Here is a 12575-nt window from a genome sequence, read left to right as displayed (position 1 = left end):
TGCGAATTTGCCGGCCTTATCGCGGGACAAGCCCGCTCCCACAAAGGCTACGCCGCAATCTGGCGCAGGCCTTGTGGAAGCGGGCTTGCCCCGCGCTACAGCCGATAGCCGAAACGATCAGCCCAGCGTTTCCATGATCTCATCGGAGATCTGTGCGTTGGAGTAGACGTTCTGCACGTCATCCAGGTCCTCAAGCATGTCGATCAGCTTGAGCACCTTCTCCGCACCGTCCTGGTCCAGCTCGGCGCTGGTGGTCGGCTGCATCACGATCTCGGCGTCCGACGCCTTGAAACCGGCCTCTTCCAGGGCGTTGCGCACAGCATAGAAGCTGTTGAACGAGGTGAACACGTCAAAGGAGCCGTCGTCGTTGACCACCACGTCGTCGGCATCGGCCTCCATCGCGGCTTCCATCAGTGCATCCTCGTCCACATTCAGCTCAGCGGCGAAGCTGATCTGCCCCTTGCGCTCGAACAGATAGGCCACCGAACCGTCGGTACCGAGGTTGCCGCCGCACTTGGTGAAGGCATGCCGCACGGCCGCAGCGGTACGGTTACGGTTGTCGGTCATGGCTTCGACCATGATCGCCACGCCGCCCGGGCCGTAACCCTCGTAGCTGAGCTCTTCGACGTTGTCGCTTTCGTTGGTGCCGGCACCACGGGCCACGGCGCGGTCGATGATGTCGCGGCTCATGTTGGCACCCAGGGCCTTGTCCAGCGCCAGGCGCAGACGCGGGTTGGACGCCGGATCACCACCACCTTGCTTGGCAGCGACGGTCAGTTCGCGAATCCACTTGGTGAAGATCTTGCCTCTCTTGGCATCCTGGCGTTCTTTGCGGTGCTTGATGTTCGCCCACTTGGAATGACCGGCCATAACGACTCCAAATCCTTGAAACAGAAACAGGTTCCGCCCCGAAGGGCGGAACGCATGAATACGTGGGCGCAACACGTGCGCCCGTAGTCGAGGTTACTCGACCTTGGTCTGCTCGCGCAGACGGATGTGCAGCTCGCGCAGGGCCTTGGCGTCGACCATGCCCGGGGCCTGGGTCATGACGCACGCGGCGCTCTGGGTTTTCGGGAAGGCGATCACTTCACGGATCGACTGCGCGCCGGTCATCAGCATGACCAGGCGGTCCAGGCCGAAGGCCAGGCCACCGTGAGGCGGTGCGCCGAACTTCAGGGCGTCGAGCAGGAAGCCGAACTTCTCTTCCTGCTCCGCCGCCTCGATACCCAGCAGGCGGAATACCGCCTGTTGCATTTCCTTGCGGTGGATACGGATCGAACCGCCACCCAGCTCGGTACCGTTGAGCACCATGTCGTAGGCACGCGACAGCGCGGTGGCCGGATTGGCCTCCAGCTCCTCGGGGGTGCACTTCGGCGCGGTGAACGGGTGGTGCAGAGCGGTGAAGCTGCCGTCTTCGTTCTCTTCGAACATCGGGAAGTCGACGACCCACATCGGTGCCCACTGGCAGGTCAGCAGCTCGAAGTCATGACCCAGGCGGATACGCAGCGCGCCCAGGGCTTCGCTGACGATCTTGGCCTTGTCGGCGCCGAAGAACACGATGTCGCCATCGACCGCGCCAACGCGGTCGAGGATGGTGTTGAGGTTGGCCTCGGGGATGTTCTTGACGATCGGCGACTGCAGACCCTCGACACCCTTGGCGCGCTCGTTGACCTTGATGTAGGCCAGGCCCTTGGCACCGTAGATGCCGACGAACTTGGTGTACTCGTCGATCTTACTGCGCGGCATGCTGGCGCCGCCCGGCAGGCGCAGCGCGGTGACGCGGCACTTCGGATCGTTGGCGGGGCCGGCGAAGACCTTGAAGTCGACATCCTTGAGCTGGTCGGCAACGTCGATCAGCTCCAGCGGGATACGCAGGTCCGGCTTGTCGGAGCCATAGCGGCGCATGGCCTCTTCGTAGGTCATGTGCGGGAAGTCACCGAACTCCAGGTCCAGGACTTCCTTGAACAGCTTGCGGATCATGCTCTCGGTGAGGCCCATGATCTCGGACTCGTCGAGGAAGCTGGTCTCGATGTCGATCTGGGTGAATTCCGGCTGGCGGTCGGCACGCAGGTCTTCGTCGCGGAAGCACTTGGCGATCTGGTAGTAGCGGTCGAAGCCAGCGACCATCAGCAACTGCTTGAACAGCTGTGGCGACTGCGGCAAGGCAAAGAAGCTGCCAGCGTGGGTACGGCTCGGTACCAGGTAGTCACGGGCGCCTTCCGGCGTGGCACGGGTGAGAATCGGCGTCTCGACGTCGAGGAAACCGTTCTCGTCGAGGAAGCGACGGATGCTGCTGGTGATGCGCGAACGCAGGCGCAGCTTGTCGGCCATCTCCGGGCGACGCAGGTCGATGAAGCGGTAGCGCAGGCGAGTTTCTTCGCCCACGTCGGAGTATTCGTTCAGCGGGAACGGCGGCGTTTCGGCCTCGTTGAGCACGGTCAGCTGGTAACCGAGGATCTCGATGGCGCCGGAGGCCATGTTGGCGTTCACTGCGCCATCCGGGCGCTTGCGTACCTTGCCGGTGATCTGCACGACGTATTCGCTGCGCACACGGTCGGCGGCGGCGAAGGTTTCGGCGCGATCAGGATCGAACACCACCTGGGCCATGCCTTCGCGGTCACGGATGTCGAGGAAAATCACCCCGCCGTGGTCGCGGCGACGATGGACCCAGCCGCAAAGGGTGACTTCCTGGCCGTCCAGGGACTCGTTCAGTTGGCCGCAATAATGGCTGCGCATCATGGTCGTGGTTTCGCTTCTCGTGATTCGTATGTTCGGTGGAGGTCTTGGCCGCCCAAGGGGCTAATACTGCAAGACCTGGTCGGTGCAATTCAACTCAGTCGGCCTTGTCGCCGCCTGCCAGATTCTTTTTCGCCCCGGTCTTGAAGTCGGTCTCGTACCAGCCGTTGCCGCTCAGGCGGAAGCCGGGGACCGACAGCTGCTTCTTCAATGCCGGCGCCTGGCATGCCGGGCAATCGGTCAGCGGCGCGGCACTGATCTTCTGCAACACCTCCATGCGGTGTTCGCAGGATGCACATTGATAGTCGTAAAGGGGCATGGCGTCTCTCGTCAACCACATCGCACGCTGCCCAAGGCAGCAAAAAGCGGGATTATATATGGTTAAGGAGTGCTGTGCAGCCCGGCGATCAGTGTACGTCCCGCGCTTCCTGCAACCAGGTGACGCAGATCACCCGGACCAGCCCGCTGAAATTCCTCACCCCGCCATGGCGCAGGTGCACCTCGCGGTCCACATAGGACAGCACCGCGCTCACCGAGCAGCGGTTGGCCTGGGCGATACGCTCCAGGATGCGCCAATAGACTACCTCCAGACGCAGGCAGGTGGCGAAACCGTTGAGCCGTACCGAGCGTGATACAGGCCCCGCCTGCGCCATGTCGAAGTCCCGCCTGAACGGATCGATCCGCGGGCTGCCCGCGCCCTGCCTGTGCCTCGTATTGCCGTCGATACCCCGCATCAGACTGTCCACCGCACCGCTCCATCATCTCGAAACCACACCCCGCCCGCCCTGCGAACGGATCCATGTGTTTCATGAAGCGCCACCCGGTCATGCCGATAGCAGCGGCAAAGCCTTCCCCGCAAACGTGCAGGCCCGACACCGGGGAAGGCATCGGGCCTGGCTTGGCTGGATCAAACGACGGTCAAGCGGCAATCAGTTCCCGTCGAGCAAGACGCGCAGCATCCATGCTGTTTTTTCGTGCACCTGCATGCGTTGGGTCAGCAAGTCGGCAGTCGGCTCGTCGCTGACCTTGTCCACCACCGGGAAGATGCTGCGAGCGGTGCGCACAACGGCTTCCTGCCCCTGAACCAGCTGGCGAATCATCTCTTCGGCAGGCGGCACGCCCTCCTCTTCCTTGATCGAAGAGTGGCGGGCATAAAAGGCATAGGAACCCGGCGCCGGGAAGCCCAGGGCACGGATGCGCTCGGCAATCGAGTCGACCGCCAGGGCCAGTTCGTTGTATTGCTCCTCGAACATCAGGTGCAGGGTGCGGAACGACGGACCGGTGACGTTCCAATGGAAGTTATGGGTTTTCAGATACAGCACATAGGTATCCGACAACAGGCGGGACAACCCATCGACGATGGACTTGCGATCTTCTTCACTGATACCGATATCGATTGCCATGAAGCTCCCCTTTCCATAAGGCTTGATCATCAAGCGGGCAGCAACCACTCTAACAAGAGTTGCCCGCCGGCGCATGCGGCACAAGGCTGCATGGACAGCCGTCGGCGCCAATCGGTTTGAGAAGCCCCCGTCTTTGCTGTTAAATAGGCAGTGTGCCACCCGTGCGGATTGTCAGTGCCGGGTGCATAGGCTGGCCCGTCACGTTTTCGCGCCTACAGTTCACGCGCACCGTGCGACCAGCTCATCCTGTGATCGGCCTTATCAACGTGAGCCAAACCCAATGTTCAAGATCGTCCATCTGGTGACGGGCGTGGCGGCTTTGCTGCTATCGCTCATACCCACCTTGAAAACTGACGCAACACCCTTCCTGCAGCAACCCGAGGCTGTCTACCTGGCGCTGCTCGGCCTGCTCAACCTGGTGATTGCCCCCGTACTGCCGCAGTACTACAAAGGCATGCGCCAACAGCTGCAACACGCCACCAGCATCCTGCTGGTCGTGGCCGTGGTCCTGCAGACTCTCACCCTGCTGGCCCGCCCGGAGCTTGGCAACCTGCCAGCACTGGCCTGCGCCTTCCTCGCCAGCGTGCTGCACCTGGTGGCCGGTTTCGTTCGCGGCACGCGAAAGGCCCGCACCAGCCAGGGCAATCCCACGGAGGCCGGCCAGCGCGATACCGGTACCGTGAAGTGGTTCAACACCTCCAAGGGCTTCGGATTCATCTCCCGCGACTCCGGTGACGATATCTTCGTGCACTTTCGCGCCATCCGCGGCGAAGGCCACCGGGTGCTGGTCGAAGGCCAGCGCGTGGAGTTCTCGGTGATGCACCGCGACAAAGGCCTGCAGGCCGAAGACGTGGTCGCCGTCGCGCGCCGCTGAACCTGTACCGCCGCCGTGCTCAATAGTGAGGCGGCGGCGCTTCCTCTTCCCCGCCGCCCTGCTGGCCGGCCACCTCTTCGTAGCGTTTGATCAGCTCCGCCATCTGCAATTGCAGGCGTTCGATCACTCGACTCTGCTCGACAATCACATCATTTAGCGCTTGCAAGCTGTCATCCTGAAACGCCTGGCGGGTCTCCAGCTCGATCATGCGCATTTCCAGTTCCTGCGACATCCTCAAGCCTCCTTGAAGCTCTCACCCAGCAGCGCACGTACTTGCTGGCGAATACCGTCGAGCTGCTCCTGGGTGTAGCCGATGGCCGCCACCTTGCCCCAGACCGGGGCGGGCCAGGCGGCATCACCACGGTGGCGCACGATCACATGCATGTGCAGCTGGCTGACCACATTGCCCAAGGCCGCGACGTTCATCTTGTCGGCGGCAAAGGCATCCTTCAACGCCTCGGCCAGGGCGCTCGTCTCGACCCACAACTGCTGCTGGTCCGCTTCCTCGAGCTCGAACACTTCAGTGATATCGGCGCGGCGCGGCACCAGGATGAACCACGGGTAGTTGGCATCCTTGCTCAGCAGCAGGCGGCACAGCGGCAGGTCGCCCAATACCAGGGAATCCTCCTGCAGACGCGAATCGAGGGTGAACACGGCAAACCTCCTTACTAGCGATACAGCCCTTCCAACCGGCCGGGCACAGGGGCGCAAGGATACTCTTCTTCGGCATTCGCCACACCCGCCGACGTCGATTCGAGCCATTTGTAGCACGCGAATGACAACATCGGCGCCCCGCTTCGGTAACACAGCGCTACTTTTCGCACCAAAATGATGCCGCTCGTCAGACCTCCACCACACATCCGTCACATAAAACAGCCAGGATAAACAATCGCCGGTAACACCTTGACTTGGAAGGCAGCTTCACGCGCATACGCCAGAGATCACCGTGAACAGCCGCCAAGCCGGTCGCACCCCGTGTTTTCGGAGGTTTTCCGGCTACAGGCAGGGCTTTTGTGAAAATTTCATCAAAGGTTCGTGATTTTGAGCATGCTTGTTGCATTCGTTACTCGCCAAGTCGGCACGCTCCCTGCACTGCAGGGTGAATGCGACAAATAACAACAGCGGCATCGGATAACCAGGGAGTTTCACAAGCCGTACTTTGTATTTATACAAAAATGACGGTTTCGAGACAGCGCTGGCGTTGTACGCCTTTATATGACAGGCGTGATTTGCGACATGGAGACAACTGACAGCGACATGGCCATAAAGTTACCGAAAGGTTGTTTCTGCCCATATCGCCAAGAATAGTCCGCGTGATATACATTTTCGCCGACATAACAAGAAAGAGCCGGCCCTATAACTAAAACACTTGGGTGCGGCGGTACTCTTCCTAAAAACCAAAGGAGCAAATCACGATGCGCGTGATGAAGTGGAGCATGATCGCCCTGGCCGTAGCGGCAGGGACTTCGCAGATGGCTGTCGCCTCTTCGCAGGATGAGTCGAAAGGTTTCGTCGAAGACAGCAAGCTGAACGTCAAGATGCGTAACCTGTACTTCAGCCGTGACTATCGCAACACCGAGTCGGCCGGCAACAAACTCGCCGGCCTGCGCCACGACCAGCGCGAATGGGGTCAAGGCTTCATCGGCACCTTCGAGTCGGGCTTCACCCAAGGCACCGTGGGTGTAGGCGTCGACGCCATCGGCCTGCTGGGCATCAAGCTTGACAGTGGCCGCGGCTACTCGGGCACCGGCCTGTTCCCTACCGGGTCCGACCAGCGCTCCCAGGATGACTATTCCAAGGGTGGCGCCGCCGTTAAATTCCGTATTTCCGACACCGTCCTGAAGGTCGGCGACCAATTTACCGCCCTGCCAGTGTTCGCCACCGATGACAGCCGCCTGCTGCCCGAAACCGCGCAAGGCGCATTGCTCACCAGCAATGAAATCAAAGGCCTGACCCTGCATGCCGGCCGTTTCAAGAGCATGAGAGCCCAAGCGGAAACCGACCGCGACAGTATCAGTGACGGTCTGGGTCGCCGCGGCTTGAAGGAAGCAGACGTCTTCGGTGGCTCCTACTCCTTTACCGACAGCCTGTCGACCAGCCTCTATTACTCCAAGGTCGAAGACTACTGGCGCAAGTACTACGCCAATGTCAACTGGGCCTTGCCGATCTCGGACAAGCAAGGCCTGGTGTTCGACTTCAACATCTATGACACCAAAGGCGAAGGCGACAACCTGTACCGCGCCACCGCCGACGGCGACAAACTCGACAACCGCGCCTACAGCTTCTCCGGTGCGTACAATATCGGCGCCCACACCTTTACCCTGGCTTACCAGAAAGTCACCGGTGATGGCGAATATGCCTATGGCATCGACGGTGGCGGCAGTATCTTCCTGGCCAACTCGGTAGCCCGTTCGGACTTCAACGCCGAAGGCGAAAAATCCTGGCAGGTTCGCTACGACCTGAACTTCGCAGAATTCGGCGTACCAGGCCTGACCTTCATGACCCGCTACGTCCGCGGCACCGGCGCCCACACTGCCGACACCAACGACGGCAAGGAATGGGAACGCGACGTGGACATCAAGTACGTCCTGCAGGAAGGCCCGGCCAAGGATCTGAGCTTCCGTGTCCGCCAGGCCACCTATCGTTCCTCCGACGCGGTCTACTCCAACTCGCTGGACGAACTGCGCCTGATCGTCGAGTACCCGCTGAGCATCCTGTAAACCCAGGTTTGCGATGCCCAAAGATGAAGAAGCCCGGCGATCGCCGGGCTTTTTCTTGGCTGACAGAACCGCGCCAGTGCTGCATTCTGTACGCTTTCGTTTCGCCCCCGTACAATGCGGGGTCATTTCACATTCAGGCAATCGACACGGCTCACCATGCGCACCAGTCAATATTTGCTCGCCACCCAGAAAGAAACCCCGGCCGATGCAGTGGTCATCAGCCACCAGCTCATGCTGCGCGCCGGCATGATCCGCAAGCTGGCCTCCGGCCTGTACACCTGGCTGCCGATGGGCCTGCGGGTAATGCGCAAGGTCGAAGCCGTGGTACGCGAGGAAATGACCGCCGCCGGCGCCCTCGAGGTGCTGATGCCGAGCATCCAGCCGGCTGAATTGTGGCAGGAATCCGGCCGCTGGGAGCAGTACGGCCCCGAGCTGCTGCGCCTGAAAGACCGCCACCAGCGCGAATTCTGCGTCGGCCCGACCCACGAAGAGGTCATCACCGACCTGGCGCGCAACGAGCTGTCCAGCTACAAGCAGCTGCCGCTGAACATGTTCCAGATCCAGACCAAGTTCCGCGACGAGATCCGTCCGCGCTTCGGCCTGATGCGCGGCCGCGAGTTCATCATGAAGGACGCCTACTCCTTCCATGCCGACCAGGCTTCCCTGCAGGAAACCTACGACCGCATGCACCTGGCGTACTCCAACATCTTCACCCGCCTGGGCCTGGACTTCCGTCCAGTGCAGGCCGACACCGGCTCGATCGGTGGCAGCTACTCCCACGAATTCCACGTGCTCGCCTCCTCCGGCGAAGACGACGTGATCTTCAGCGACAGCTCCGATTACGCCGCCAACATCGAGAAGGCCGAAGCCATTCCGCGCGAAACCGTGCGTCCGGCGCCGACAGAAGAGCTGCGCCTGGTCGATACCCCGGACGCCAAGACCATCGCGCAACTGGTGGAAAACTTCGGCCTGGCGATCGAGAAGACCGTCAAGACCCTGATCGTGCATGGTGCCGAGGAAGGCAAGCTGGTCGCGCTGATCGTGCGCGGCGACCACGAGCTCAACGAAATCAAGGCCACCAAGCTGGAGCAAGTCGCCGACCCGCTGGTGATGGCCACCGACGCCGAACTGCGTGCCGCCATCGGTGCCGGCGCAGGTTCCCTCGGCCCGCTGAACCTGCCGCTGGAGTGCATCATCGACCGCTCGGTCGCCCTGATGAGCGACTTCGGCATCGGTGCCAACATCGACGACAAGCACTACTTCGGCGTGAACTGGGAACGCGACCTGCCGGTTCCACAGGTCGCCGACCTGCGCAACGTGGTCGAGGGCGACCCGAGCCCGGACGGCCAGGGTACCCTGGTCATCAAGCGCGGCATCGAAGTCGGCCACATCTTCCAGCTCGGCACCAAGTACAGCGAAGCGCTCAAGTGCCAGGTGCTGGGTGAGAACGGCAAGCCTGTAGTCCTGTCGATGGGCTGCTACGGTATCGGCGTGTCCCGCGTGGTCGCCGCCGCCATCGAGCAGAACCACGACGACAAGGGCATCATCTGGAACGACGCCCTGGCCCCGTTCCAGATCGCCCTGGTGCCGCTGCGCTACGAAACCGATGTGGTCCGTGAAGCCACCGACAAGCTGTACGCCGAACTGACCGCCGCCGGTTTCGAAGTCCTGCTGGACGACCGCGACAAGAAGACCAGCCCCGGCATCAAGTTCGCCGACATGGAACTGATCGGCATCCCCCACCGCATCGTCGTCAGCGACCGCGGCCTGGCCGATGGCAACCTGGAATACAAGCACCGCACCGAGTCGGAGGCCCAGGCACTGCCGCTCAATGAAGTGCTGACCTTCCTGCAGGCCCGCATCCGCCGCTGATAACCCGTTACGCGAGTGATCATGTCCAAGCGAAGTACCTACACCCTGGGGGGCGCCGCACTGTGCGGCGCCCTGTTCCTCGGCGGCTGCGCCAACCAGATGTCCCAGCGCAGCGACCATGAGGAGCGCGTCGAGCGCAAACTGCTCGAGCACAGTCTGCAGATCGATGTCGGCGAGCCGAAGGTGATGGAGCTTCCGCAGCGACGCGTGCGCATTCATGAGCTCAAGCGTTTCGAGGTCACCGAGTTCGAAGTGACCCGCCGCTACGACCGCTACACCCCCTACCAACCCTGGCGGGAGGTCTACGAGATCCCGCTGGGCGCGGTGGCCGTGGTGGCAGGCATCGGCGCCAATGTGGCCAATGTGTTCGCCTTGGGCAACCTGCCGGACAGCATCACCCACGACTGGCTGAGCTATGGCGTGGCGGGCGTCAACCCGTTCATGAACGTACCGTCCAACGGCCGTGCCCAGCAGAACCTGGCGGGCATCGACGAGGTCGAGAAGGGCAAGCGCGAAGAGTCCATCAGCCTGCCGTGGAACGAGCGTCTGGTCGAGGTCAAGGCTGGCAAGATGACCCACGAGCTGACCACCGACAAGCATGGCGTACTGCGCCTGAACCTGCTCGACAGCCCGTTCTCCGAGCAGAACCTCAACCATATCGGCACCCTGCACCTGCAGGTGGTGGATGAGGAAAACCAGGTACGAGGCGATGCCAGCCTGCTGGTCAGCGGCAATTTGCGCGGCAAGTTGCTCGAGGCCCACGAGCTGATTTTCGATGACCTCGAGGACGACGATGTCGGCCAGTGGGTACACCGGGTCAAGCGCCTGTCGGAACTGGGCCTGGAAGAAGAAGCCAGCGAACTGGAACAGAGCCTGATCGAACTCACGCGCAACGATCCGGAGCTGCAGCAGGAATTTCTGCAGGCACTGACCAAGGCCACCGGGCGACTAGTTGCCGATCCGGGCGAGCAGTAAAACCAAAAGGAGGGGCCATCTGTGGCCCCTTCTTCTTTATATGTCCCGAAACAACTCCAACTGCTCATGCGCCCCGCGCAGATCCCGCAACCTCACCCCCACCCCCAGCAACCGCACCGGCTTGCCACCCCGGGCAAACGCCTGGCTGAGCAACTGCCGGTAACTCTCCAGGTCTCGCCCCGCCCCCGCCTGCTCCAGCGTGGTCTGGCTGAAGTCATGGAACTTGACCTTGACGAAAGGCTTGTCGGGCCGATAGCTGCTATCCATGCGCGCAATCCGCTCATTCAGACTGGCGAGCAGGTTAGGCAGCTTCTCCAGGCAACTGCTCAGGTCGGGCAAATCATGATCGTAGGTGTTCTCGACGCTGACCGACTGCCGCCGACTGTCGTTATGCACCGCACGCTCGTCGATCCCCCGCGCCAGCCCCCACAAGCGCTCGCCGAAGCTGCCGAACTCGCGCACCAATGCCAACCGCGGCCAATCACGCAGCGACAGGCATGTGTCGATTCCCAACCGCGAGAGCTTATCCGCAGTCACCTTGCCAACCCCATGCAAGCGCGCCACCGGTAGCTGCGCAACGAATTCCTCCACCTGATCCGGGGTAATGACAAACAAACCATTGGGCTTGCGCCAATCGCTGGCGATCTTGGCCAGGAACTTGTTCGGCGCCACACCTGCGGACACCGTGATATGCAGTTGCTGGGCGACCCGTCGGCGAATGTCCTCGGCAATCCGCGTGGCGCTGCCGGCAAACCATTGGCTGTCACTGACATCCAGGTAAGCCTCGTCCAGCGACAGCGGTTCGATCAGCTCGGTGTAGTCGCGAAAGATCGCGTGAATCTCCCGGGACGCCTCACGGTAAGCCTCGAAACGCGGCTTGACGATTTCCAGGTCGGGGCACAGCTTCATCGCATGCCCCGATGCCATAGCCGACCGCACGCCGTAGGCACGCGCCTCGTAGTTACAGGTAGCGATCACGCCACGCTGACCTGGCTGCCCACCCACGGCCATGGGGCGACCGACCAGGCGTGGGTCATCGCGCATCTCGATGGCGGCGTAGAAGCAGTCACAATCAATGTGGATGATCTTGCGCAAGGACATGGATGACAGCCACTACTGTAAATTCATACAGATATTACCGTATGGCCAACGGACGAGACAGCCTGGACCGGACAATCGGCCTGCAAGCCCCGTCGCCACTGAGCTGCGGCGCGATCTGGCACGCTAAGGGTTTGAACGAAAAAGGATTTTCTTGAGGAAATGCTTGACAGCCAAAGGAAAATCCGTAGAATTCGATCTCACAGGCGCGGGATGGAGCAGCCTGGTAGCTCGTCGGGCTCATAACCCGAAGGTCGTCGGTTCAAATCCGGCTCCCGCAACCAGATTCAAGAAAAGGCCACTGTTTACGCAGTGGCCTTTTTTATTGCCTCTATATTTCCAACTAAAGAAAAACCTACGAAAAATCAAGCAGTAACGCTTGACAGCGGTTGGGAAATCCGTAGAATTCGATTCCACAGGCGCGGGATGGAGCAGCCTGGTAGCTCGTCGGGCTCATAACCCGAAGGTCGTCGGTTCAAATCCGGCTCCCGCAACCAGATTCAAGAAAAGGCCACTGTTCACGCAGTGGCCTTTTTTATTGGCCGCTGTTTTTCCAATCGCAACCAATGTCATATCAAGCCTTGACAAGCCATGGCAAATGCGTAGAATGCGCCCCTCTGACGCGGGATGGAGCAGCCTGGTAGCTCGTCGGGCTCATAACCCGAAGGTCGTCGGTTCAAATCCGGCTCCCGCAACCATATTCGTCAGAACAAACCCCGCCTGTCGCAAGACAGTGCGGGGTTTGTTGCATTCAGCCCCTACCCTTTCGACTCCTCCTCGCCAAGCCCTGGTTCCAGCCCTTGCAGACGGCTGAATGAACTATCTTTAACTATCCTGAAACAGATTAAGCCGCCGGCGCGGAGTAATATTCGGATACGTTTTTCCAAAGGGACTTTC

12 protein-coding genes and 3 tRNA genes are annotated in these 12575 nt (G+C 61.2%); 7 read left to right on the top strand and 8 right to left on the bottom strand.

What is annotated here, in order from left to right; genetic code table 11:
* Positions 1-117: 117 nt before the first annotated feature.
* The 5 genes from KHO27_RS02455 to KHO27_RS02435 all read right to left on the bottom strand — a co-directional run bounded on the left by KHO27_RS02455 (position 118) and on the right by KHO27_RS02435 (position 4139).
* Positions 118-870 carry a YebC/PmpR family DNA-binding transcriptional regulator gene (locus KHO27_RS02455; RefSeq protein WP_023628700.1) on the bottom strand — a complete coding sequence of 251 codons (753 nt, stop codon included), beginning with the start codon at positions 868-870 and terminating at the stop codon, positions 118-120.
* Between the two features lie 93 nt (positions 871-963).
* Entirely contained in the window at positions 964-2739 is a 1776-nt protein-coding gene (aspS, locus tag KHO27_RS02450) for an aspartate--tRNA ligase (protein ID WP_046856765.1), read from the bottom strand.
* Positions 2740-2833: 94 nt separating this feature from the next.
* Complete coding sequence (locus tag KHO27_RS02445; protein WP_046856766.1) at positions 2834-3055, bottom strand: FmdB family zinc ribbon protein; 222 nt, start codon at positions 3053-3055, stop codon at positions 2834-2836.
* 88 nt (positions 3056-3143) lie between these two features.
* The gene (locus KHO27_RS02440) at positions 3144-3470 is read right to left on the bottom strand and encodes a ribbon-helix-helix domain-containing protein (RefSeq protein WP_110698200.1); all 327 of its coding nucleotides are present in this window, start codon (positions 3468-3470) and stop codon (positions 3144-3146) included.
* A gap of 195 nt (positions 3471-3665) precedes the next feature.
* Positions 3666-4139 carry a Dps family protein gene (locus KHO27_RS02435; protein WP_028690591.1) on the bottom strand — a complete coding sequence of 158 codons (474 nt, stop codon included), beginning with the start codon at positions 4137-4139 and terminating at the stop codon, positions 3666-3668.
* 280 nt (positions 4140-4419) lie between these two features.
* On the opposite strand from KHO27_RS02435, the gene KHO27_RS26300 reads away from it, so the two are divergent.
* Positions 4420-5013, top strand: coding sequence for a cold-shock protein (locus KHO27_RS26300; RefSeq protein WP_110697856.1), 594 nt, complete (start codon positions 4420-4422; stop codon positions 5011-5013).
* Positions 5014-5032: 19 nt separating this feature from the next.
* Here KHO27_RS26300 and KHO27_RS02425 read toward each other — a convergent pair whose 3' ends face one another.
* Entirely contained in the window at positions 5033-5245 is a 213-nt protein-coding gene (locus KHO27_RS02425; protein ID WP_250888398.1) for a SlyX family protein, read from the bottom strand.
* Positions 5246-5247: 2 nt separating this feature from the next.
* Entirely contained in the window at positions 5248-5667 is a 420-nt protein-coding gene (locus KHO27_RS02420) for an HIT family protein (protein ID WP_110697854.1), read from the bottom strand.
* Between the two features lie 761 nt (positions 5668-6428).
* On the opposite strand from KHO27_RS02420, the gene KHO27_RS02415 reads away from it, so the two are divergent.
* From KHO27_RS02415 to KHO27_RS02405, 3 genes are all read left to right on the top strand, one after another.
* The gene (locus KHO27_RS02415; RefSeq protein ID WP_110697852.1) at positions 6429-7733 is read left to right on the top strand and encodes an OprD family porin; all 1305 of its coding nucleotides are present in this window, start codon (positions 6429-6431) and stop codon (positions 7731-7733) included.
* A 156-nt stretch (positions 7734-7889) separates the two neighbouring features.
* Positions 7890-9605 (top strand): proline--tRNA ligase, encoded by a 1716-nt coding sequence (locus tag KHO27_RS02410; protein ID WP_046856771.1) that lies wholly within the window; start codon positions 7890-7892, stop codon positions 9603-9605.
* A 21-nt stretch (positions 9606-9626) separates the two neighbouring features.
* Entirely contained in the window at positions 9627-10580 is a 954-nt protein-coding gene (locus KHO27_RS02405) for a hypothetical protein (RefSeq protein ID WP_214501120.1), read from the top strand.
* A gap of 36 nt (positions 10581-10616) precedes the next feature.
* On the opposite strand, the gene dinB is transcribed toward KHO27_RS02405, so the two are convergent.
* On the bottom strand, positions 10617-11675 hold the full coding sequence (dinB, locus tag KHO27_RS02400) for a DNA polymerase IV (RefSeq protein ID WP_181427684.1): 1059 nt from the start codon (positions 11673-11675) through the stop codon (positions 10617-10619).
* 210 nt (positions 11676-11885) lie between these two features.
* Here dinB and KHO27_RS02395 point away from each other — a divergent pair.
* The 3 genes from KHO27_RS02395 (at position 11886) to KHO27_RS02385 (ending at position 12376) form a co-directional block, all read left to right on the top strand.
* A tRNA-Met gene (locus KHO27_RS02395) sits at positions 11886-11962 on the top strand.
* A 136-nt stretch (positions 11963-12098) separates the two neighbouring features.
* A tRNA-Met gene (locus tag KHO27_RS02390) sits at positions 12099-12175 on the top strand.
* A 124-nt stretch (positions 12176-12299) separates the two neighbouring features.
* Positions 12300-12376 (top strand) — tRNA-Met (locus KHO27_RS02385).
* Positions 12377-12575 lie beyond the last annotated feature (199 nt).

The organism is Pseudomonas sp. RC3H12, from assembly GCF_018596375.1.
Lineage (GTDB): Bacteria > Pseudomonadota > Gammaproteobacteria > Pseudomonadales > Pseudomonadaceae > Aquipseudomonas.
The sequence above is the reverse complement of the archived record's forward strand: the minus strand, read 5'-3'. Positions and strand labels throughout refer to the sequence as shown.